Below are 21,256 nucleotides of genomic sequence, written 5' to 3' on the forward strand. Positions count from 1 at the left end.
CGCGGCCACGAAGAGACCTGGAGGACGTCGTGAGCAAGGCGAAGAAGATGGTCATCACGGGTGTCGCGGCGGTCCTGATTGGAGCGGGCGTCTACGCCACCCAGCGGAGCACGGAGCCCGCCACACCGGAGCGCTCGGCGGCCGTCGCAGTGGTGGAGCGCCGGGACATGGAGGTCGTCGCGGAGTCCGCCGGCCTGGTGGAGCCGCTGCGAGTGGTGGAGGTGAAGTCCAAGGCGTCCGGCGAAGTGCTCCGCGTGCTGTTCGACACCGGCGACAAGGTGGAGAAGGACGCGCTGCTCGCGGAGATCGACCCGCGCGACGTGCAGAACGCGCTGGCCCAGGCGCAGGCGGACCTGGACTCCGCGCGCGTGCGACTGAACACGACGGAGGCCCAGCGCCAGCGCATGGAGTCGCTGCGCCAGTCCGGCTACGTCACCCAGCAGGAATACGAGACGACGGTGGATGCCTACGCCACCGCGCGGGCGGCCAAGGTGCGCGCGGAGACGAACCTCCAGCTCGCCAAGGAGCGCAGCCGCGACGTCACCATCCGCGCCCCCAGCGCCGGGACGCTGCTGGAGCGGACGATTCAGCCCGGGCAGATCATCGCGTCGGCCACGTCCAACGTGTCCGGTGGCAGCACGCTGTTCAAGATGGCGGACCTGTCCGTCATGCAGGTGCGCGCCAAGGTGGACGAGACGGACGTGGGCCAGCTCAAGGCGGGCCTCAAGGCGCGCGTGACGATGGAGGCGTACCCGGGAAAGACGTTCGTCGGTGAGGTCGTGAAGATCGAACCCCAGGCGCTGGTGGAGCAGAACGTCACCCTCTTCCCGGTGCTCGTGCGCCTGGACAATCCGGAAGGGCTGCTGCGCCCGGGGATGAACGCGGAGGTGGCCATTGAAATCTCCCGCCGCCGCGACGCCATCACCGTCCCCAACTCCGCCGTGGTGGGCCTGCGGGATGCCCGCGCGGCGGCGCTGGCGGTGGGACTCACGGAGGAGTCGGTGCGCTCGCTGATGCGTCCGCCGGGCTCCACTGGGGGGGGCCGGGGCCGGGGCGGCTCGGGGGGAAGCGGCGCGGACACCGCTCCACAGGGCCCGGCGTCGACGGGTGGCACCGAGGGCGCGCCCGTGGCGGGCGGCGACAAGGGCACCGTGGGCGTGGGCGCGGGCACGGCCACGCCGGTGAACGTGGCGACTCCCGCGACGGCCGCGGGTCAGGACGGCGCGGGTGAAGGCCGGCGCAACCGGGGCAACCGCGACGGCCAGCAGGCCCAGGGCGACACGCGACCGGGGCTCGTCTTCGTGCAGGGCGCGAAGGGGCCGGAGCCGCGCCGCGTGGTGCTGGGCATGAGTGACTGGGAGAGCTCGGAGGTCATCAGCGGGCTGGAGGCGGGCGAGCAGGTGTTGCTCGTGTCGGTGGCGCAGCTCCAGCAGCAGCAGGCGCAGCGCAACGAGCGGATGCGGCAGGCGGGCGGCGGAATGATGCCCGGCATGGGTGGTGGTGCTGGCGGTGGGCGCGGCGGTCGTTAGTCGGCGGGAGGAGGAGGCAGGTCATGGGTGAAATCATCCTTGTGGCGTTCGACGCGGTCCTCGCCAACAAGCTGCGGTCGCTGTTGACCATGCTCGGTATCGTCATCGGCATCGCGGCGGTCATCACCATGGTGGCGTTGGGCGAAGGAGCCCAGCGCTCGGTGGAGCAGCGGCTGAAGACGCTCGGGACGAATGTCCTGACGGTGCGCCCCGGCCAGTCCTTCTCGGGCGGCCTCGGTCGAGGTCAGGCGTCGATGACCATCGACGACGCGGAGGCGCTGCGCACCAACGCCAAACACATCCAGGCCGTGGCGCCGGAAATCGAGTCGCGCTTCCAGGTGGAGTACGGCGCGGGCAACGCGAACCTGTCGGTGGTGGGCACGTGGCCGGCGTACTTCGGCATCAACGAGTCCCGCGTCGTCGCGGGCCGGATGTTCACCGACGCGGAGGACCGGGGTCGGCGGCGCGTGGTGGTGCTGGGGGCGCTGGCGGGCGGGCAGCTGGGGATTCGCGACTCCTCTTCGCTGGTGGGCGAGACGATTCGCATCCGAGGCATTCCCTTCGAGGTCATTGGAGTGCTGGCGGAGAAGGGCTCCCAGGGCTTCTCCAACCCCGACGAGAGCCTCTACATCCCGCTGTCCACCGCGCAGTTCCGGGTGATGGGCAGTGACCGCATCCGCTCCATCGCCGTGCAGGCCATGAGCGAGAAGACCATGGACGACGCCATGGCGGAGATCGACCTCAAGCTGCGTCGGGAGCACCGCCTGCGTCCCGAGGAGCCGGCCGACTTCAACATCCGCGACCAGGCCTCGCTGCTCGCGACGGTGCAGGAGACGACGCAGACCTTCTCGCTGCTGCTCGCCGGCATCGCCGCCATCTCCCTGCTGGTGGGAGGCATCGGCATCATGAACATCATGCTCGTCTCGGTGACGGAGCGGACGCGCGAGATTGGTCTGCGCAAGGCGCTGGGGGCCACGGGCACGGACATCCTGCTCCAGTTCCTCGTCGAGTCCCTCGTCCTGTGTCTGGCCGGAGGCACGCTCGGACTGGTGCTGGGCGTGGGGGGCGCGGCGGTGCTCCAGAAGCTCATGGGATGGACCATGGTGGTGGCCCCCGAGGCCATCGTGGTGGCCATCGCCTTCTCCGCCACCGTGGGCGTGTTCTTCGGCATCTGGCCCGCGCGCCGCGCCGCGAGCCTCGCGCCCATCGAGTCGCTCCGCTACGAATGACGCCTTCTCCCGGGAGCAACCCGACTGCTCCCGGGCGTCACACTCCGCTCAGCGCCCGGGACGCGCGCCCGGGTCCGCCTCGAACGCGGCGACGTCGTGGTAGTAGCGCTCGACCTCGGCCTGCGTGGACGCCTTCGTGAAGACCTCCGGACGCGGGTGGGCGATGGCGTCGAGGATGGCCTCCACGGCCTCCTCGACGGGCTGGGCCCCGGGCAGCGCGCGCGAGTCCGGCCCACCGCCCAGCGCATTCGAGCCGAACTCCGTGGCCACGACCCCGGGCATCACCACCGTGACGGAGATGCCTGGGTGCGTCTGGCGCAGTTCCAGTCGGAGACAGGCGCTCAGCGCATTCAACGCGTGCTTGGCCGCGCTGTACGCCGAGCGGTGCGGCACCACGGGAAGCCGTCCCAGGGTGCTGGAGATGTTGAGAATCTGTCCGGCGTTGCGCGCCTGGAAGTGCGGCAGGACGGCCTGCATCCCGTAGAGCGCGCTGTGCACGTTGTCGCGCCACATCGACTCCAGGTCCGCGTCGGTGAGCTCGGCCACGGAGCGGGTGATGCCGCGTCCCGCGTTGTTCACCCAGACATCGATGCGGCCGAAGCGCTCGAGCGCCGCGTCACGAAGTCGTTCCACCTCCGCGCGAGCCGTCACATCGGTGACGACGGCGAGCGAGTCACGGCCGGAGCGGTTGGCGACAGCCTCCAGCTCCGTCCGACGCCGCGCGGCCAGCACCAGCTTCGCTCCACGCGCCCCCGCGACCCGGGCCAGCTCCGCCCCGATTCCCCCACTCGCCCCCGTGATGACGATGACCTTGTCCATGCGTGTCCCCTCGTGACGCTCGCCTGCCCTACCGAATCTACCTGCCCGAAAAGACTCTGGCGGATTCCCGGCGATGAAGCCGAGGACTCTGTTCAATCGCGAGGACCCGGGCGCGGGCCTGTCACCAGGACGGCCATGGCGTGGGCACCGTGTTACCCTTCTCGTCCGCTCTCGCCTCGGGTCGCTCGCACATGCCGTTCAGGATCTTCTCCTTCTCGATGCTCATCGGGCTCGGCGCGGTGCTGGGCCACCTGTACATCTACCGGCGGCTGGTCCGTGAGCTGGTGCGGGGTCGCGCGGCCCGGTTCGTGGCCCTGGTCGTGCTGGGCCTCCTGACGCTGCTCCTGGGGATGCGGCGCACCGTGCTGGATGCCCTCCCCGAGGGATTCGAACGCATCGCGACGGTGACCACGTACACGTGGATGGGCGTGGCGCTCTGTCTGGTGATTGCGCTCGGAGCGACGGACCTCCTCCGCGCCCTCGTCGGCCTGGGACGGCATATTCAACGGCGCTACGCGGCCCCACCACCCGCGCCCACGGCCGCCGTGCCGGAGGCTCCGCCAGACGTCGAACTCCGGGTGGACGAGGAGCGGAGGAAGTTCCTGGGGCGCGCGCTGGCGGGAGGCGCCGCGCTCGCGGGCGGAGGGCTGGCGACGTACGGGAACTGGCGCGCCTATGCACCGCCGCTGGTGACGGAGCTCGCCGTCAGGATTCCCAAGCTGCCGCGAGCGCTGGATGGGCTCACCATCGTCCAGCTCACGGACATCCACGTGGGCCCCTTCATCCAGCGCCGGTTCATGGACGAGCTGGTGCGTCAGGCCAACACCCTCAAGCCGGACCTCTTCGCCATCACCGGCGACCTGGTGGACGGGGACGTGCCCACGCTGGGAGGCGCCGTCGCCGCGCTCCGAGGGTTGCGCTCCCGCTATGGCAGCTACTTCGTCACCGGCAATCACGACTACTACTCCGGTGACGCGGAGTGGACGGCGTTCCTCCAGACGCTCGACATCCAGTCTCTGCGCAACCGCCATGTCCGCATCGGCGATGCGGGGGCATCCCTGGACCTGGTCGGCGTGGACGACTGGAGCGGATGGAGACGGCGCAACCAGAAGGGCTACGACCTGGACCTGGCGCTCGCGGGACGAGCGCCGGACCGGGCGGCCGTGCTGCTCGCGCACCAGCCCGCGAACTTCAAGGTGGCCGCGGAGCGAGGGATGGACCTCCAGATTTCAGGCCACACCCACGGCGGGCAGCTCCTCCCGATGACGCTGTTCATCGGCCTCGCATGGGAGCACGCGGCCGGTCTCTACTGGCACCAGGACTCCCACATCTACGTGAGCCGGGGCTGTGGCTTCTGGGGGCCCCCCATGCGCGTCGGCAGTCCCCCGGAGCTGGTCAAGCTCGTGCTCACCACGTAGCGGGCACGTGAGCCCTCACTTCGCCAACGAAGCCCGGGGCGTGTAGCGCCAGAACCGCTGGAGGTGGCCACAGCCCTGACAGGCCAGCTCCACTTGAAGCTCCCCGCCACGGGCGGCCGTGGCGGGGACGACGGTTCGCATGGACTGCTCCGCGCGCCCGCTGCACGCACGGCACACGCCCACCGTCTGGATGAACCGCGAATTGCGCGTCACCACGCCGTCCTCGCAGGAGCCACACCACCAGACGTGATAGTCGACGGCACCGCTCTGCTCCTGCCGGCGTTGCTCATCATTCAGATGGAGGTCATCCATCTCCTCGTCGAGCAGTTCCCGCGCCTGACCACAGTGCTGGCAGACCTCCAGCTCCGAGCGCTTCGACTCCACCTGCCCTGCCGGACGATTCATGGAGAGCACGACGACCACGGCCGACACAAAGCCCACCAGCAGGACGACGAGCATGAGCATCATCGGTTCGGCTCCAGTTCCACGGAGTGCAGCGCCTTGCCCGTCAGGTCATGGATGGCGACGGTCATCACGCCACTGTCGCCCTGGATGCGGACGCTGCCGAAGTACTGCTGTCCTTCCCACGGTGCCGCGTTCATCACCGTCGCCGGCTTGTGCCACTTGACCTCCGGGCCGAAGGTCTCATCGAGCGGGCTGGGGCCGAAAGTGCCCGCGTTGAGCGGACCCGCGACGAACTCCCAGAACGGGTCGAAGTCGCGGAAGCGCGCGCGGTCCGGGTGATAGTGGTGCATCGCCGGGTAGTGTACGTCCGCGGTGACGAACACCACGTTGCGCACCTTCCGCTCCTTCAGGAAGGACAACAACTCCGCCAGCTCCAGCTCGCGTCCCAGCGGGGCACCCGGACCGTTGGCCCACGCCTCCATGAGGTAGGCGCCATCTGGCAGCTTCTCCGCCGGGATGATGAGCCCCAGCGGCATGCTGGTCGCAATCACCTTCCACGTCGCCCGGGAGGCCGCCAGCGACTGCTTGAGTCCGTCGAGCTGCGCGCGTCCGAGGAACGTCGTCTCCGGTCCCTGCTGCTCCTGCCGATTGACGGAGTTCGGCGCCCGGAACGCGCGCACGTCTGGAATGAAGACATCCAGCAAGGGCCCCTGTGAGAGCTGGCGATGGATGCGACCCTCGGCTCGCGCGGCGCCGCCCACGGGCGAATACTCGAAGAACGCCTGACGCGCTCGCGCTCCGAGCACCCGTTCGTCCGAGACCTGCGTGTACCGGGGGTCGTCCGCGAGGCTGCGCCCCGGATACCAGTTGTTGCGCACCTCGTGGTCATCCCACTGGTACGCGATGGGCACGTCGCGAGCGAGGGCTCGCAGCGAGTCGTCCAGGAAGTTGTAGGCGAAGTTCCCGCGCAGCTCCTCCAGCGTCTCGGCGACCTTCGACTTGGCGGGAGTCACCTTGTTGCGCCACACGCGCCCATCCGGGAGGACGACCTCCGGCAGCAGGGGGTTGTCGGCATAGATGGCGTCGCCGACGTGCAGGAAGAAGTCGGGGCGCAGCGCATGGACGGCCGCGTAGCCTCGATAACCGCCCCACTCCGGGTTGATGCCCCAACCCTGGCCACACACGTCCGCGCTCCACGCGAAGCACACGTCCTTGGCCGAGTCCGGTGACGTGAGGAACCGCCCGCGCCACTCCTCGCCGGTGACGCCGCCGTCCTCCGCGAGCACCCGCACGAAGACCTCGCGCCCCGCCGGCAGACCCGTGAGGTCCACCACGCCCGTGAAGTCCGTCGCGGCGGTGAGCGCGGCGCCCTCCACGCGATGCACGCCCTTCACGAGGCGGGAGTCCTCGCTCCACTCCACCACGAGCCGCGAGGCCCGGTCCGCCTTGCCCCAGACGGTGACGGCGCCGGTGCGCAGGTCTCCCATCTGCGCGCCCAGGGGCAGCGACGGCCCGGGACGTGGCGCGCGCACCGAGCGCGTCGAGGCACAGCCCGCGGCGGTGACGGCGAGCCCCTGGAGCACGGTTCGTCGAGTGAGGACAGTCATGGTGGGCACGCTCCGAGGAAGGAACCGGCCCTCACACTAGGGCCACTTCCGCCAGGCATCCAGCACCACCGCCGCCACCCGAAAGCCACGCATGAACGAGACCTCCGGCAAGAGTCGCGAATTCCGGACGCGCGTATGACGTGTCAAGTCAGCGACGCGAAGCAGCCCGCACTCGCGACGACGCCCCACACCTATTTGACGACGCCCCGTGATGACAGCCATAAATCCGCCCATGCGGACATCCTGGTTTTATCCGAAAAAACTGTTCCTCTCATTGACGCTGTGTTTCGCGCTTGAAGCCAGTGCCGCTGCCGTGAGCTCCGCGTCGGCGACCGCGTTCACGGTGCCCAACGGAACGTTCGAGGTGCCTGCCCTCCCCGCCTCACCTGGGTACGCCTACGCCCCCGCCGGCTCTGGCTGGACGCTGGCAGGCGGCGCGGGCCTCTCCCGGAACGCCACGGCGTTCACGTCTGGGAATCCCAATGCGCCCGAAGGCGCGCAGGTGCTCGTCCTCCAGGCCGCGGGAACGGCGTCACGCGCGTTCAACTTCACGGCGGGCTACTACGTCTTCAGCTTCTCCACCGCGCAGCGTGGAAACGACCCGACCAGCGCCCAGAGCGTCCAGTTGCTCGTTGACGGCACGGCCATCCTGACCGTGAGCCCCGTCGGCGCGACGTACCAACGGCTCACGGCTGGACCGGTGCTGCTCACCTCCGGGCCCCATACCGTCGAACTGCGCGGGCTCAAACCCCAGGGCGGGGACACCGCCTTCGTGGATGACTTCAGGGCGTCGCGCGTGAGGGACATCAGCATCAGCGGCTTCGAATCGCCCGCCATCCCCACCAGCCCCGGCTTTGTCTATGCGCCCACGGGAAGCCCCTGGAGCTTCACCGCGGGCGCGGGCCTCGCACGAAACGGGAGCGCCTTCACCGTCGCCAATCCCGCCGCGCCCGAGGGCGCTCAGGTCCTCTTCCTCCAAGGCGGGGCCACGGCCACCACCGCCGTCACCCTTCCGCGCACGGGCTACTACCGCTTCCGACTGAGGGCCGCCTTGCGCGCGAATGACCCGACCCAGCCCCCGGCCAAGGACGTCCGCGTCACCGTCAATGGCACGGAGGTCGGCCACTTCCGCCTCGGGAGCATCCAGTACACCGAGCACCTCTCCACGGTGCTCGCGCTGAACGCCGGGCCCGTCACGGTGAGTGTGCTCGGTGAGGACACGTCTCCGGGAGACCACACGGGGCTGGTGGATGACCTCCGGATGGAGATGGTCCACGACTGGAATGATGCCTACGTCTGGGGCGGCGCGGTGCCGACGGCGAGCGACACCGCCACCGTGGGCCTCGGCAGCGCGGTCAGCCTCCAGGGCACGCTCACTCTAGGGGCCGTCGTGGTGAACGGCGAGGTGCTCGGCGTCCAGAACCGGCCCGTGTCCCTCACCACGCGGTATGTGATGGTGATGGGCCCAGGCTCGCTGTTCGAGCTGGGCCAGGAGCTGACGCCCTACCCCAGCACCGCCGTCATCACGCTCAACGCGTCCGAGCCCACGCTCGACGTGATGGGAATGGGCGACAAGTTCCTCGGCGCCATGACCAACGCCACCGTCCGGCTGCACGGTGAGGAACGGGTGAGCTGGACGCAGCTCCAGGGGAATGTGAGCGCGGGAAGCAACAGCCTGGTCCTGAAGCAGCCCGTCAACTGGCGGCAGGGCGACGTCATCGTCGTCGTGTCCAGCACCCGGAACTGGAACGAGGCCGAGCAGCGCGTCATCCAGTCCCTCGACGCAACCAACACGCGGCTCACCCTGACGAGCCCGCTCTCCCACGCACACAGCGGCGTGCAGAAGTCCTATTCCAACGGCTCACGCACGTGGACCGCGGACCTGCGCGCCCAGGTGGGCCTGCTCACTCACAACATCAAGGTGCAGGGAGATTCCACGTCCGCGGCCAACGGGTTCGGCGGGCACGTGATGATCATGGGCAGCTCGCGCGCGTTCATCAGCGGCGTCGAGCTCTTCAACATGGGCCAGAAGGCGAAGCTGGGGCGCTACCCGTTCCACTGGCACATGCTGGGCGCCGAGGGCGCCGGGCAGTACTTCAAGAACTCCAGCATCCACCACTCCTACAACCGCGCCATCACCATCCACGGCACCGAGAGCACGCTGGTGGAGAACAACTTCTTCCATGACCACATCGGCCACGGCGTGTTCCTGGAAGACGGCAGCGAGCGCTTCAACGTCATCAAGCGCAACGTGACGCTGCTCACCCGCCGTCCCGCGCCCGGAGAGCAGGTCACCCCCTCCGACAACCAATTCAACGCCGTCCAGAACCGCACGCCGGCCAGCTATTGGATCACCAATCCCCAGAACACCTTCGAGGACAACGTCGCGGCGGGAACCGAGGGCACGGGGTTCTGGTTCGCGTTCCCCGACAAGCCCATGGGCCAGTCCGCGGGGGATTCGCGATTCCAGGACATGCCCGTCCGGACGCTCCCGTTGATTTCGTTCAAGGGCAACAGCGCCCACAGCACCATGAGCGCGTTCGACATCTTCGACAGGCTGAGCCCTGACCATGAAATCGAGCCGAACCACGGCTGGTTGAACCCGGACCTCCACCTCATCGAGGACGGCACGTGGTACGCGAACGCGATGGCGCTCTACACGGGGATTGGCGCCGGGGGTTCGACCAACAACCTCGTCTTCCGCAACAACATCATGGTCGACAACACCGTCGGCACCATGATGGCCAGCTACAGCATCGTCGAGCAGAGCCTGTTCGTGGCGGACTCAGGGGAGAACCTCGTGAGCGGCGAGCGGACCGCCTACCGCGTCTATGACGGCGCGGGGCAGGTCCGCGACTCCCACTTCGTCGGGTGGACCGCGGCCAACGCCAACTTCCTCATGAACACGGGCGCGGCCATCAAGCACCCCAACCACACGTTCCTCCGGAACACGATGTCCCCCGCCGGGCCACCCCGCATCCGTTATTGCGACGAATCAGGCACGCTGTGCGACGCCACGGGCAAACCCACGCCGGGCACCCACGCCGGGCACCCCAAGCACCCGCGCGTCTGGTCCACCGTGCTGCGGGACCTCACGGGGAGCATCACCGGCAAGCCCAACACGGCCATCGTGTCCAACCATCCGTTCATGCTCGTGGGAGACGAGTACCAGCCGCCGAACTGGGAGTACGCATACCGGAGCGACCACCGGTTCGTGCTCTCCCTGCTCTACTACGACGAGAACCTGCAACTGAGCCCCAACCTCACCTGCACGCGCAGGAAGGCGGGGACCAACACCGAGCACGTCTACTACGTCGACGGCTACCGCGAATGGCATCAACTGCCCGTCATCGTCAACGAGGGCTATGAGTACACCTATGCCTACGAGTCGCTTCCATCGAACAAGTCAGTGCTGATGCAGATGGTGGACGCCACCCCGGGTGACTCGTACATCGCCCACTTCAAGGACTTCGGAAAGCTGGGGGGCTCTCGTACTTTACCAATCAGGGGAGCTTTCCCCCTCGCGAATCCCTCGCCGCGCTCCGTGCCTCCACCGCCTCGGGGTACTACCTGCAGCCGGGCGGAGACCTGAGCATCAAGGCGGTGGCCACGGACAGCTACCAGGGGTTCATCATCTCCTGGATGACGGACTTCGTGGTTCCACCGCTCGACACGGACGGAGACAGGATGCCGGACTCCGTGGAGATTGGCGCGAACCGGCACGCCTTCGACGCCTCGGACCTCTCCGTGGAGTTCAACGCGCTGGGTGACACCGAAGGCTGGGTGGGCACCAACATCGCGGGACAAGCGGTGAGCGGTGGCGTGTTGACCGGAACCTCCAGCAGCGCCGACGCGATACTCATCAACAGCGACTACAACTTCGACGCCAGCCGAGTGGCGACGCTCCGGGTCCACATGCGGTCCTTCGCGCCCACCGGCGTCCAGTTGTTCTTCGCCACCGACACCCAACCCGGGTTCTCCGGCGCGCGCGTGGCGACCGTGGGCCACTCCGGCGGCGGCACGTACCAGACGCTCACGTTCAACATGCAGGGCGTCCCCGGTTGGAATGGGACCATCACCGACCTGCGCCTGGACCCGGTGTCGGGCTCGGGCATCGCGTTCGACATCGACTGGATTCGCGCGACGGCGCCGTAGCGCTCCGCCTTCCCGGTTCAAGGGGAAGGTGGGCTCACCCACCTGGGCGGTTCACGCGGGAGATGCCTGGGTGGGGACGGGGTCGACGACGGAGAATCGAAGCTGACGGAGACGGGCCCGGTCGCTGATGACGTTGAACGCCGCGACGCGGTCGCCTCGGCGTTCGACTTCGAGGACGAGCAGCGGCCGCCCAAGCGGCGCGACGACGATGCCCAGGGCGCCATTCACGAAGACGGGTCGGGCGAAGCGCGCTCGGCCGGAGTTGGTGAGCGTCTCCTCCGCGACGCGGCGGGCGCCACGAACCTCGGTCTCCTCCTCACCTCGCAGCGCGGCACGGTCCGCACGGCGCACGACGTCCGGCGCCAGCACGGCGAGGAGGGCCTCCAGGTCCCCCGCGCGTGAAGCGGCGAGGAAGGCGTCGATGACCTCTCGCTGCTCGCGGAGCTCGGCGGCGGAAACCGTGGGCGTGCCCCGCACCCGCTGACGGGCACGGCTCGCCAGCTTCTTCGCGGCGACGGGGGAGCGCTCGACAATCCCGGCGATCTCCTCGAAAGACACGCCGAACAAATCATGCAGCACGAAGGCGATGCGTTCCGCGGGCCCCAACGCGTCGAGCACCACGAGCAGCGCGAGCCCGACGGACTCCGCCATCACCAGGTCACCCTCCGGATGCGCCTCTGCATCGTGGGCGATGACCCGGTCGAGTTCAGCGACGTCGAGAAACTCCTCACCCCGTCGCTGGCGCGAGCGCAGCGACTCCAGGCACACCCGCGCGACAATCGTGGTCAGCCAGCCCGCCACGTTGACGACGGCACGGGCATCGAAGCGGCTGGCTCGAAGCCAGGTCTCCTGCACCGCGTCGTCCGCCTCGTCCGTGGAGCCGAGCATGCGAAACGCGACCGCCCGCAGGTGGCGGCGGGACCGGTCGAACTGCTCGGCCAACTCGGAGTGATTCGCCATCGGTCACCTTTCATCCGCCCCATTCATCATAGCGAGAGACGCGATGAACGACGCGAGAACAAGGAGCCGGTCATGCCTGTACTGATGGTGCGTTACCAGGTGGCGGAACAAGGTGTCGAAGAGGTGACTCGAGCGGTCCAGGCCGCGTTCGAGGCCGTGAGGGCACAGCAGCCCAAGGGCCTGCGCTATTCATACTTTCATCGAGCGGGCAGCACCGAGTTCATCGCGCTGCTCGACCTGGATGAAGGCATCGAGAACCCGTTGTTTGGAATCGAGGCGGCCCGAGCGCTGCAAGCCACCGTGGCCCGCTGGGCCGTGGGTGAGCCGCCGAAGCCGCTACCCGTCGAGCGGATCGGCTCGTACGGCAGCGCCCCGTAACGAGACTCGAGGCGGACCGATGGATGCCCCGGCGTGGGTCCAAGGGTGGACCCATCGCCGGGACTCCGGAACCCACACTCCGCGAGACACTACACGTCGCAGTCCAGCGGACCCTCCGGGGTCCACGCGCGCTGGAGCATCAGCGAAAAGGCGGTGAGCACCACGGCATCGCGCTCCTCCGCCGACAGGTCCGTTGCCATCCACAGCGTCGCGGGGTTCACCACCTGCACGGAGGCCACCGTCCGCTCATCGCGGAGCAGGTGGAAGCCGAGATAGGACACCGGCAATCCGTGCCGGGACTGGCTGGCGCTCAGGACACTCAAGCGCACCTCGCCCACCTGCGACTGCCCTCGTACGACCGGTGCCTCCGTGATGGCTCTCTGGCGCTCCGCGGACTGCGTGAGCTCCACTCGCCCGCCCCCTTCCAGTTCGCAGAGGACACGGCTCTGGCCGCGGCCCACGGTGAACTGCCCCTTCAACGCCTCCAGCTCCGCCTGCACGCCCGTCATCTTCTCCTGGCACTCCACCTTCGTCGGACGGGATGACGGCACCCCTGAAGCCAGCGTGAAGCGATAGGCCGACTTCCGCTCGCACGCGGTGGCGTTGCGCAGCGAGCCGCTCATGAACTCGACCGCATCGGTGGCATACAGCGCGGAGTATCCAGCGGCGGACAGAGTGCCCCCCGTGCCCAGGAACCGCTGGTGCCGCTCGATGGGGACCGGACGGGCCTCGCGCGCCAACGTCTCCGGGACCGCGAGCCTCAACGGGCTGCATGCGACCCCATTGCCCACCATCAGCCCCATCATCAGGACTCCCACCCACCTCTTGCTCCACATCGCCTGACTCCCCCTGACGGGTGCCCCACGTGCTCCCCCGGCCGGGGTGCGGACGCCGCGCCTTGTCGCGGTTCATACGCAGCGAGCGCCGCGCCCTGGCTGTGACTCGCCGAGACCCGTACCCCGAGTGACCGAGCCAGGTGGCCGCTGGTCGAGGTGCCGGGGGCCGGAGGGAGCCCGAAAGCTTGGAGGGCAGGCGCGCTTGGCCCGGGTGCCAGAGCCAGGACTTCAGGTATGCTTGCCGGGCTTTCGGACCCGTGAGGCCGGGTCCCACACGATGAGCGGACAGCAGGATGAAGGGGGCCGGGGTCGACTCCTCAGGCCCGCTCGAAAGGTTCACACACATGAAGCGACTGGCACGAGTCGGTCTGGTGTTCGGAGTTCTCGCCCTGGGCGGCACGGTGGCCTGTAAAGGCGAGGAGGACCTCGCCAAGCCACACCGCATCAAGGGCAGCGATCACCTGAGCAAGAAGGAGTACAAGGAGGCCGCCGCGGCCTACGCGCTGTCACTCCAGGCGGACCCCAAGCAGGAGAAGGTCTGGGAGAAGAAGGCGTTCGCCCACCTCCAGCTCGGGGAGATGGACAAGGCCAGCGAGGCCGTCCTGAAGATCCTCGAGATGAAGACCACGCCGGCCGAGAAGGCCGAGACGTACCGGACGCTCGCCAGCATGAACATGCAGGGCGGCGCCACGGAAGCGGCCGAGAAGTACTTCAACGAGGCCCTGAAGCTCGAGCCGAAGGACGAGGCCTCCCTCGGGTGGATTGCTGAAATCTACGCCCAGCGCGGCGGTGCGCGCTCCATGGCGGCGCCCATCGTCAAGGCCGACCTGGAGAAGTCGCTCAACTATTACGACCAGGTCATCGCCCTCAACCCCAACTCCGCCAACACGTACCTCAACAAGCGCGTGGTGATGGGCCGCCTCATGGAATACGAGCGGCAGCAGAAGGAGATGGCGCTGTCGGAGGCCACCGAGAACGCGAAGGACCCGGCCATCGTCGCCGAGGCGAACGCCCGCGCCGCCGAGCACCAGAAGCGGATGGACGAGTTCCAGGGCCAGTTCGCGGACATGACCAAGAAGTTCAGCGACGCGCAGAAGGCCACCAAGGCCCAGGCGGCGAACGCGCAGTAGTCCCCTCGCCTTCCTGAAGCTCCAGGGCCTGGAACCGCGCACCGGTTCCAGGCCCTTCGTTTTTTCTCGAAGGCAGAAGCGTTTCCTGGAGGTCACGGGGTGATTCCGTCGTGCCCCGAAGGCGCCGTGCGCATTACGCTGCGCCCCTCAAAACTTCACAGGGAGGCTCGTGTATGGACGTGCGCGCGGCGGTGGCGCTCGAGGCGGGAAAGCCGTTGAGCATCGAGACGGTTCACCTCGAGGGGCCCAAGGCGGGAGAGGTGCTCATCGAGCTGAAGGCCACCGGCATCTGCCACACGGACGAGTTCACGCTCTCCGGGCAGGACCCGGAGGGCTTGTTCCCCGCCATTCTCGGCCACGAGGGCGCGGGAGTGGTGGTGGACGTGGGGCCGGGCGTGACGTCGGTGCGCAAGGGCGACCACGTCATCCCGCTGTACACGCCGGAGTGTCGGCAATGTAAGTCGTGCCTGTCGCGCAAGACGAACCTGTGTACGGCCATCCGCGCGACGCAGGGCAAGGGCCTGATGCCGGACGGCACCAGTCGCTTCCGGTTGGGCAAGCAGAGCGTGCACCACTACATGGGCACGTCCACCTTCGCGCAGTACACGGTGCTGCCGGAGATCGCCGTCGCGAAGATTCGCGAGGACGCCCCGTTCGACAAGGTCTGCTACATCGGCTGCGGCGTGACGACGGGCATCGGCGCCGTGGTGTACACGGCGAAGGTGGAGGCGGGCGCGCGCGTCGTCGTGTTCGGACTGGGCGGAATCGGGCTCAACGTGGTGCAGGCCGCGCGCATGGTGGGCGCGGACCAGATTGTCGGCGTGGACATCAACCCCGCGCGCAAGGCCATGGCGGAGAAGTTCGGCCTCACCCACTTCGTCAACCCGAAGGAAGTCGAGGGGGACCTGGTGCCCTACCTCGTCAACCTGACGAATGGCGGCGCGGACTACAGCTTCGAGTGCATCGGCAACGTGAACACGATGCGCCAGGCGCTCGAGTGCTGCCACCGGGGCTGGGGCGAGAGCATCGTCATCGGCGTGGCGGGCGCCGGGCAGGAGATCAAGACGCGGCCCTTCCAGCTCGTCACCGGGCGCGTGTGGAAGGGCAGCGCGTTCGGCGGCGCACGGGGCCGCACGGACGTGCCCCAGATTGTCGACTGGTACATGAACGGGAAGATCAACGTCGACGACCTCATCACCCACACGCTGAAGCTGGAGGACATCAACCAGGGCTTCGACCTGATGCACCGGGGCGAGTCCATCCGCAGCGTGGTGAAGTACTCATGACGGCGGCCCCCACACTGCTGAGCCAGCACCGCTGCTTCGACGGCACCGTCGGCTTCTACAAGCACGTGTCCGAGGCGTGCGGGGGTGACATGCGCTTCGGCGTCTTCGTTCCGCCTCAGGCGCGGGAGCGCAAGGTGCCGGTGCTCTACTACCTCGCCGGCCTCACGTGCACGGAGGACACCTTCCTCATCAAGGGAGGCGCGCAGCGCGTGGCCTCCGAGCTGGGGGTGATGCTGGTGGCACCCGACACCAGTCCTCGAGGCGCGGGCTATCCCGGCGAGGACGCGTCCTGGGACTTCGGCGTGGGCGCGGGGTTCTACCTGGACGCCACCCAGGCGCCCTGGTCCGCGCGCTACCGCATGGGCACGTACGTCACGCGGGAGCTGCCCGCGCTCATCGCCGAGCACTTCCCCGCCCGGGAGGACCGCGAGGGCATCTTCGGGCACTCCATGGGCGGCCATGGCGCGCTGGTGTGCGCGCTGCGCAATCCGGGGCGATACCGCTCCGTGTCCGCCTTCGCGCCCATCGTCGCGCCCATGCGCGTGCCGTGGGGCCAGAAGGCCTTCAAGGGCTACCTGGGCGAGGACACTGCCACGTGGCGCGAGTACGACGCCACGGAGCTGATCCGCTCCGCGAAGACGCGGCTTCCTCCGCTGCTGGTGGACCAGGGCACGGGCGACAAGTTCCTCCAGGAGCAGCTCAAGCCGGAGCTGCTGAAAGAGGCCTGCGATGCCACGGGGCAGCCGCTCACGCTGCGCATCCATGACGGGTATGACCACGGCTACTACTTCATCTCCACGTTCATGGAGGACCACCTGCGGCACCACGCCGCGGCGCTGAACGCGTAGCCTCGCGGACACCTCGCGGGGGCCCGGTGACGGACACGTCCGGGCCCTCCGCGAGCGAGCAAGCCCGACCACTCGTCGGCTTTCGCGCGGGCCCTCGCGCCCGCCTTTGACGACCCTTTCGTCGAGGCATAGGGTGGGAGATCCGCTGGAGGGCCGGGCGATGACGGGTGCACTTCCATCCACGACGACACCGTCCGGCACGGGGCGCCTGAACCGGCCCCGGAGGCTCGCGGTCGAAGCGCTCGGCTGCGGGCTGCTCGTGGTGGCACTCGAAGGAGCCCACCACGGCGCGGAGCACCTGGGAGTGAGCGCCACCGACGGGCGCCTCTTCATGTCCCTGGCCGCGGGCGTCGTCCTCGCCTGCCTCACGCTGGTGCTCCAGCCGTTGTCCGGGGCGCACTTCAATCCCGCCCTCACCTTCGCGGATGCGCTGGAGGACGGCACGCCGTGGCGGGACGTTCCGCGCTACGTGCTCGCGCAGCTCGGCGGTGGCCTGGTCGGACGGCTGGTCGCCCACCTCATGTGCGGGGAGCCCCTGCTCATCGCGACGCGTGCGCCTTCGGCCAGCTCCGCGCAGTTCCTCACGGAGCTGGTCGCCACGTTCGGCCTGCTGGTGGTGGTGCGTGGGTGCGTGCGCAGCCGTCCGTCCGCCACGCCCCTGGTCGTCGCGGGCTATGCCGCCGCCACTGTCTGGTTCACCGACTCGCGCTCGCTGGCCAATCCCGCGCTCATCCTCGCGCGCGCCGTGAGCACCCGCGCCAGCGCCCTGCATGCGATGGATGTCGAGTCCTTCGTCGCCGCGCAGATGCTGGGCGCCACGCTCGCCGTGCTGCTCTTCCGCTGGTTGATGATGCCCGCGGAGAAGCCCGCGCACAGGCCCTGGTGTGTCGTCTTCCAGTGCTCGCGTCCAACCGTGGCCGAGCAGGCCGTCACCGTCTTCAATGGCCTCTCCGCCCAGGACCGGGCCCGGGCCACGGTGGATGGCGCCGCGTGTGACGGGGATGCGAACGGACCGCCGCCGCTCGTGGTGCGGCTGGTCCTGGCCGGTGAGGATGCGCCTCCATTGGCGGGAGGCGGCGCTTCCTGGCGGGTGCCCGTGAGTGAAGATGGAACTCCGGATGAGGTGCAGCGACTCCGAGCGTCACTGCGCGAGCCCATCCAGCGATTGTTGCGCGAGCGCGGATGGTCGCGACTGCACGCCGTGGGCGACGCGGCGCACGAGGCACCGCGTCACACCACTTGAAGTCTTCGCTCGACGAAGGAGAGGCTCACCCTTGATGGAAGGACTTCCGCCGGCCGTCTCCTGGCCGCCGCTCGAGACGTTGATGCGCTTGACGCTGGCCTTGGGCGTGGGGCTGTTCGTGGGGTTGGAGCGCGAGTGGCGTGGCAAGGAGGCCGGCTTGCGTACCTTCGGCTTCGCATCGCTGCTGGGGGCGATGGGCGGGCTGCTGGGCACTCCGTTCGCCATCACCGCCGTGGCCCTGCTGGGTGTGCTGGTGGGCTTCCTGAACTGGCAGTCGCTGCGCGCGAACGAGGGCGCGGAGCTGACCACCTCCGCCGCGCTCCTCGTCACCGGCTTCACCGGAGTGCTGTGTGGGTTGGGGCATGTGGTGACACCCGCGGCGGTGGCCGTGACGAGCGCGGGGCTGCTCACCTGGAAGGAGCGACTGGCGGGCTTCAGCAGCAAGATCACCGCCGAGGAGCTGCGCTCCGCCATCCTGCTGGCCATCCTCGCCTTCGCCATCTACCCGGTGTTGCCGACCGCGCCCGTCGACCCATGGGGGCTCATCGTGCCCCGCGTGGCGTGGGTGACGGTCATCCTCATCGCGGCGATGGGGTTCGTGAACTACGTGTTGCTCAAGCTCTTCGGCACGCGCGGCGTGGAGGTGACGGGATTCCTGGGAGGGCTCGTCAACAGCACCGTCACGGTGACGGAGCTGGCCCATCGCGTGAAGGAGACGGACGGACGGCTCCAGGACGTGGCGTATCGAGGCGTCATGCTGGCCACGGCGGCGATGGCGATGCGCAATGCCGCACTGCTCGGCATCCTGTCCTATCGGGCGCTGGTGAACTCCGTGGTGCCGCTCACGCTCATCCTGCTGTCGAGCATCGGGCTCGCGCTGGTGAGGGCCCGCAAGACTCCGAGCAGCGCGGCCGCCGTGCCGTCGCTGCCCCTGGAGAGTCCCTTCTCGCTCACGTCCGCGCTCAAGTTCGGAGCGATGCTGCTGCTGTTCCAGGTCGTGGGCACGGTGGGGCAAAGCCTCCTGGGCCACGCGGGCTTCTATGCGGTGAGCGCGCTGGGAGGACTGGTGTCGAGCGCCTCGGCGGTGGCCTCGGCCGCGTCACTGAGTTCGCATGGGTCGCTGTCACCGACCACCGCGGGAGTCGGCGCCACCATCGCGTCACTCGCGAGCGCCGCCGTCAGCTTCGTGGTGGTGGCACGAGTGGCGGGGCAGCGGGCGCTCACGGTGCGATTGGGATGGGCCCTCGGCACGGTGTTCGTCCTGGGCCTCGCCGGGGCCTTCGTCCAGACCCGAATCGGAGGGCTGTTCCCCTGAGCCCTGGGGCCGAGTCGAGCGGGTCGGTCCGCGGCTAACGACGCTTGCGCGAGCCGCCGCCGAGAAGTGCGAGGAGGATGCCGCCCGCCAGCGCGGCGCCGCCGCCCGCGATGTACAGCGTGGTGTTCTCGCTGTACTTGCCCGTGAGGGCCTGCGTCGCGCGCTCGGTCAACGACTCGCGCGCATTCAGTCCCGTCCACAGCAACACGCCGCCCGCGACGGCGAGCATCACTCCCACGAGCCGAATCATTCCCACGGTGACTCCTCGAGTTGAACCGAGAGCGTTATAGCGCCCCAGGAGAGCGCCCGGTGGAAATGAGGGCCGTGGGGATGGGCGTCCCCCAACGGCGTCGCCTGCCTACTCCTGCGCGGACGACTGAGCCGGCTGCTTGGGCTGCTTCGCCAGGTCCATGAGCTTCCTCATCCGGGTCGCGGTGTCGTCCTCGGGGAGGATTCCAGCCTGCTCCGCGATGGTGTCCGCCGCCTTCCGCCGACGCTCCTCCTGCAGCGCAGCCACTGCTTCGTGGTCGGGAAGGTTCGGCCCGAGTCCCCCCACGACGGCGGCACGAATGCTCATCGCGGCGTTCCTCACCACCTGCGCGTTCTGGAAGACCGTCCCCTGCTCCTTGGACTGCGTCGCGCCAGTCCCGTACGCGGACACCACGCCACTGAGAAGCGTGAAGGCCTTCACGGAGACAAGCCTCCCGCCGCTCGACCCCACCGCGTCCTCCAGCATGACATGCGGCATGACCCACACATCCGGAGAGATGCCCTTCTCACGGGCGGCGGCGATGCGATCCTCATCCGACGCACCGATTCGCGCCGCGCTGCCAGTCAGCCCCGTCACCGGCACGATGCGCAACAGGGGGTCGGCGGAGAGTTCGCGCCGGAGAGATTCGTCGAGCTGCTTCCGGTCGAGCGCCTTGGAGAGCGCTTCAGCGACCGTCGTCTCGAACACGGCGACCTGGATGGGGTCGTGGGGCGAACGCCGAGGTGCTTCGGCGATGGCCTTGGCGTAGGCCTCCTTGTCGCGCTCCTTCGCGTCGATGCGTGCCTGCTCCGCCGGGTCCGAGCTGCGAACGGTGGTCTTACCGTCGAGCCCCGTCGAGGTCGTGGTCACTGTCATTCCGGCACAACCGACGAAAGCGAAGACAACCAGGGCTGAGACAAGGGCGCGCGAATACATGTCATCTCCGGGGGGACTGTGCAGGAGGACTGACCATGGACCGTCAATGTCCATGGGCACGCTCAGGACGAGGTCCCTGGAGAAAAATTCACACGGGACAGGTGGCAGTGTCGCGCGCCTCGAGTGGCCCCCATGGGCGCGCGCTCAGGCCAGGCGATACGGCTCGCCCCTGAAACCCTCTGCGCGGAGTTCGTCCGCCAGCACGAGGTAGGGGTTGTCGGCCGGGTCCAATCCCCGCAGGAACGCGTCCCATGCGGCGCGGTCCGCCGCCTCATCGAGAGGCACGGTGAGCGACTCGAACCAGGCACGCGGAATCGGTGGTTCGGCGGAATGGTCGAAGGTCCGTGCGCTGTGCGAGAACGCAGCGCTGCACGGATGGGCCGCGCTCAGTGCGGCCAAGGTGCGTTCCAGCCAGTCCTCGTACCCACTCGACGCGGGCACCACCCTGCGCGCGAGGTGCGCGGATTTGACCGCGGTCCATTCGAGCGCCGTGCGGCTCTTGCCCCAGGCGAAGTGCAGGTCATCGAGGAGGATCAGCGCCTTCTGGCGAGGCCCGTCGGGATCTCCCTTGCGATTGACCTCGTCACGGACGTCGTCGAAATCCAGGCTCCTCGCATAGCCCGTGTCGAGGATGGATGCCCAGGCGGCCTCGACACGCTGGAGCGGATCTCCGACATCCGTGTGGCCATCCAGCCGAAAGAGCACCCACTCCAGGCAAGCCAGGCCAAGAGCCGCCTTGGCTTTGTAGTCGAGCGACCAGATCTTCTCGACCAACTGCCGAGGCTGCGCGTTCGGATCGCTGAACGAGACAGCGATTTCGTTGCTCCAAGCGAAGGACAGCGGCGCCGAAGACAGGTCGGCCGGCATGTAGCGAGGACGGTGAAGCACGCGAATCTCCAGTCCAGCGTCCTC

Annotated in this window: 19 protein-coding genes; 11 read left to right on the top strand and 8 right to left on the bottom strand. The window is 68.6% G+C overall.

The window, feature by feature from the left end; genetic code table 11:
* Window positions 1-29: 29 nt before the first annotated feature.
* On the top strand, window positions 30-1,529 hold the full coding sequence (locus tag HUA74_RS26035) for an efflux RND transporter periplasmic adaptor subunit (protein ID WP_174456705.1): 1,500 nt from the start codon (window positions 30-32) through the stop codon (window positions 1,527-1,529).
* A gap of 23 nt (window positions 1,530-1,552) precedes the next feature.
* The gene (locus HUA74_RS26040; RefSeq protein ID WP_141645341.1) at window positions 1,553-2,758 is read left to right on the top strand and encodes an ABC transporter permease; all 1,206 of its coding nucleotides are present in this window, start codon (window positions 1,553-1,555) and stop codon (window positions 2,756-2,758) included.
* A gap of 48 nt (window positions 2,759-2,806) precedes the next feature.
* Here HUA74_RS26040 and HUA74_RS26045 read toward each other — a convergent pair whose 3' ends face one another.
* Window positions 2,807-3,577: an SDR family oxidoreductase gene (locus HUA74_RS26045; protein WP_174456706.1), complete on the bottom strand. Its 771-nt coding sequence runs from the start codon at window positions 3,575-3,577 to the stop codon at window positions 2,807-2,809.
* Window positions 3,578-3,768: 191 nt separating this feature from the next.
* On the opposite strand from HUA74_RS26045, the gene HUA74_RS26050 reads away from it, so the two are divergent.
* Window positions 3,769-4,995, top strand: a complete 1,227-nt coding sequence (locus HUA74_RS26050; protein WP_174456707.1) for a metallophosphoesterase — start codon at window positions 3,769-3,771, stop codon at window positions 4,993-4,995.
* A gap of 15 nt (window positions 4,996-5,010) precedes the next feature.
* Here HUA74_RS26050 and HUA74_RS26055 read toward each other — a convergent pair whose 3' ends face one another.
* Together HUA74_RS26055 and HUA74_RS26060 are read right to left on the bottom strand one after the other, a co-directional pair.
* Window positions 5,011-5,463, bottom strand: a complete 453-nt coding sequence (locus tag HUA74_RS26055; protein ID WP_174456708.1) for a hypothetical protein — start codon at window positions 5,461-5,463, stop codon at window positions 5,011-5,013.
* Entirely contained in the window at window positions 5,460-7,007 is a 1,548-nt protein-coding gene (locus tag HUA74_RS26060; RefSeq protein ID WP_174456709.1) for an alkaline phosphatase, read from the bottom strand. The genes HUA74_RS26055 and HUA74_RS26060 overlap by 4 nt, the downstream gene beginning before the upstream one ends.
* Window positions 7,008-7,320: 313 nt before the next feature.
* Here HUA74_RS26060 and HUA74_RS26065 point away from each other — a divergent pair, with 313 nt between their 5' ends.
* Window positions 7,321-10,599, top strand: coding sequence for a G8 domain-containing protein (locus HUA74_RS26065; RefSeq protein WP_174456710.1), 3,279 nt, complete (start codon window positions 7,321-7,323; stop codon window positions 10,597-10,599).
* 11 nt (window positions 10,600-10,610) lie between these two features.
* On the top strand, window positions 10,611-11,162 hold the full coding sequence (locus tag HUA74_RS26070) for a hypothetical protein (protein WP_174456711.1): 552 nt from the start codon (window positions 10,611-10,613) through the stop codon (window positions 11,160-11,162).
* A 51-nt stretch (window positions 11,163-11,213) separates the two neighbouring features.
* Here HUA74_RS26070 and HUA74_RS26075 read toward each other — a convergent pair whose 3' ends face one another.
* Window positions 11,214-12,122, bottom strand: a complete 909-nt coding sequence (locus tag HUA74_RS26075) for a sigma-70 family RNA polymerase sigma factor (protein ID WP_174456712.1) — start codon at window positions 12,120-12,122, stop codon at window positions 11,214-11,216.
* 72 nt (window positions 12,123-12,194) lie between these two features.
* Between HUA74_RS26075 and HUA74_RS26080 the strand changes: the two genes are divergently transcribed.
* Window positions 12,195-12,500 (top strand): hypothetical protein, encoded by a 306-nt coding sequence (locus HUA74_RS26080; protein WP_174456713.1) that lies wholly within the window; start codon window positions 12,195-12,197, stop codon window positions 12,498-12,500.
* An 89-nt stretch (window positions 12,501-12,589) separates the two neighbouring features.
* Here HUA74_RS26080 and HUA74_RS26085 read toward each other — a convergent pair whose 3' ends face one another.
* Window positions 12,590-13,336, bottom strand: coding sequence for a hypothetical protein (locus HUA74_RS26085; protein ID WP_174456714.1), 747 nt, complete (start codon window positions 13,334-13,336; stop codon window positions 12,590-12,592).
* A 344-nt stretch (window positions 13,337-13,680) separates the two neighbouring features.
* On the opposite strand from HUA74_RS26085, the gene HUA74_RS26090 reads away from it, so the two are divergent.
* From HUA74_RS26090 to HUA74_RS26110, 5 genes are all read left to right on the top strand, one after another.
* The gene (locus tag HUA74_RS26090) at window positions 13,681-14,466 is read left to right on the top strand and encodes a tetratricopeptide repeat protein (RefSeq protein WP_141645332.1); all 786 of its coding nucleotides are present in this window, start codon (window positions 13,681-13,683) and stop codon (window positions 14,464-14,466) included.
* 173 nt (window positions 14,467-14,639) lie between these two features.
* On the top strand, window positions 14,640-15,752 hold the full coding sequence (locus tag HUA74_RS26095; protein WP_141645331.1) for an S-(hydroxymethyl)glutathione dehydrogenase/class III alcohol dehydrogenase: 1,113 nt from the start codon (window positions 14,640-14,642) through the stop codon (window positions 15,750-15,752).
* Window positions 15,749-16,600 (top strand): S-formylglutathione hydrolase, encoded by an 852-nt coding sequence (fghA, locus tag HUA74_RS26100; RefSeq protein WP_174456715.1) that lies wholly within the window; start codon window positions 15,749-15,751, stop codon window positions 16,598-16,600. The genes HUA74_RS26095 and fghA overlap by 4 nt, the downstream gene beginning before the upstream one ends.
* Window positions 16,601-16,760: 160 nt before the next feature.
* Window positions 16,761-17,843: an aquaporin gene (locus HUA74_RS26105; RefSeq protein WP_174456716.1), complete on the top strand. Its 1,083-nt coding sequence runs from the start codon at window positions 16,761-16,763 to the stop codon at window positions 17,841-17,843.
* A 34-nt stretch (window positions 17,844-17,877) separates the two neighbouring features.
* Window positions 17,878-19,158, top strand: coding sequence for an MgtC/SapB family protein (locus HUA74_RS26110; RefSeq protein WP_246137423.1), 1,281 nt, complete (start codon window positions 17,878-17,880; stop codon window positions 19,156-19,158).
* Between the two features lie 34 nt (window positions 19,159-19,192).
* On the opposite strand, the gene HUA74_RS26115 is transcribed toward HUA74_RS26110, so the two are convergent.
* The 3 genes from HUA74_RS26115 to HUA74_RS26125 form a co-directional block, all read right to left on the bottom strand.
* A complete protein-coding gene (locus HUA74_RS26115; protein ID WP_141645327.1) occupies window positions 19,193-19,408 on the bottom strand; it encodes a DUF3185 family protein in 216 nt (71 codons plus the stop codon).
* Between the two features lie 108 nt (window positions 19,409-19,516).
* On the bottom strand, window positions 19,517-20,284 hold the full coding sequence (locus HUA74_RS26120; RefSeq protein ID WP_254625256.1) for a hypothetical protein: 768 nt from the start codon (window positions 20,282-20,284) through the stop codon (window positions 19,517-19,519).
* Window positions 20,285-20,488: 204 nt separating this feature from the next.
* Window positions 20,489-21,232: a hypothetical protein gene (locus HUA74_RS26125; protein ID WP_174456719.1), complete on the bottom strand. Its 744-nt coding sequence runs from the start codon at window positions 21,230-21,232 to the stop codon at window positions 20,489-20,491.
* Window positions 21,233-21,256: the final 24 nt, after the last annotated feature.

The organism is Myxococcus sp. CA051A (genome assembly GCF_013336705.1).
Taxonomy (GTDB): Bacteria; Myxococcota; Myxococcia; order Myxococcales; family Myxococcaceae; genus Myxococcus; species Myxococcus llanfairpwllgwyngyllgogerychwyrndrobwllllantysiliogogogochensis.

What these genes read in the sequence shown, in the direction of transcription:
- HUA74_RS26040 (WP_141645341.1), top strand. Translation starts at nt 1,553, where the DNA reads ATGGGTGAAATCATCCTTGTGGCGTTCGACGCGGTCCTCGCCAACAAG.
- HUA74_RS26045 (WP_174456706.1), bottom strand. Translation starts at nt 3,577, where the DNA reads ATGGACAAGGTCATCGTCATCACGGGGGCGAGTGGGGGAATCGGGGCG.
- HUA74_RS26050 (WP_174456707.1), top strand. Translation starts at nt 3,769, where the DNA reads ATGCCGTTCAGGATCTTCTCCTTCTCGATGCTCATCGGGCTCGGCGCG.
- HUA74_RS26055 (WP_174456708.1), bottom strand. Translation starts at nt 5,463, where the DNA reads ATGATGCTCATGCTCGTCGTCCTGCTGGTGGGCTTTGTGTCGGCCGTG.
- HUA74_RS26060 (WP_174456709.1), bottom strand. Translation starts at nt 7,007, where the DNA reads ATGACTGTCCTCACTCGACGAACCGTGCTCCAGGGGCTCGCCGTCACC.
- HUA74_RS26075 (WP_174456712.1), bottom strand. Translation starts at nt 12,122, where the DNA reads ATGGCGAATCACTCCGAGTTGGCCGAGCAGTTCGACCGGTCCCGCCGC.
- HUA74_RS26080 (WP_174456713.1), top strand. Translation starts at nt 12,195, where the DNA reads ATGCCTGTACTGATGGTGCGTTACCAGGTGGCGGAACAAGGTGTCGAA.
- HUA74_RS26085 (WP_174456714.1), bottom strand. Translation starts at nt 13,336, where the DNA reads ATGTGGAGCAAGAGGTGGGTGGGAGTCCTGATGATGGGGCTGATGGTG.
- HUA74_RS26090 (WP_141645332.1), top strand. Translation starts at nt 13,681, where the DNA reads ATGAAGCGACTGGCACGAGTCGGTCTGGTGTTCGGAGTTCTCGCCCTG.
- HUA74_RS26095 (WP_141645331.1), top strand. Translation starts at nt 14,640, where the DNA reads ATGGACGTGCGCGCGGCGGTGGCGCTCGAGGCGGGAAAGCCGTTGAGC.
- fghA (WP_174456715.1), top strand. Translation starts at nt 15,749, where the DNA reads ATGACGGCGGCCCCCACACTGCTGAGCCAGCACCGCTGCTTCGACGGC.
- HUA74_RS26105 (WP_174456716.1), top strand. Translation starts at nt 16,761, where the DNA reads ATGACGGGTGCACTTCCATCCACGACGACACCGTCCGGCACGGGGCGC.
- HUA74_RS26110 (WP_246137423.1), top strand. Translation starts at nt 17,878, where the DNA reads ATGGAAGGACTTCCGCCGGCCGTCTCCTGGCCGCCGCTCGAGACGTTG.
- HUA74_RS26115 (WP_141645327.1), bottom strand. Translation starts at nt 19,408, where the DNA reads ATGATTCGGCTCGTGGGAGTGATGCTCGCCGTCGCGGGCGGCGTGTTG.
- HUA74_RS26120 (WP_254625256.1), bottom strand. Translation starts at nt 20,284, where the DNA reads ATGACAGTGACCACGACCTCGACGGGGCTCGACGGTAAGACCACCGTT.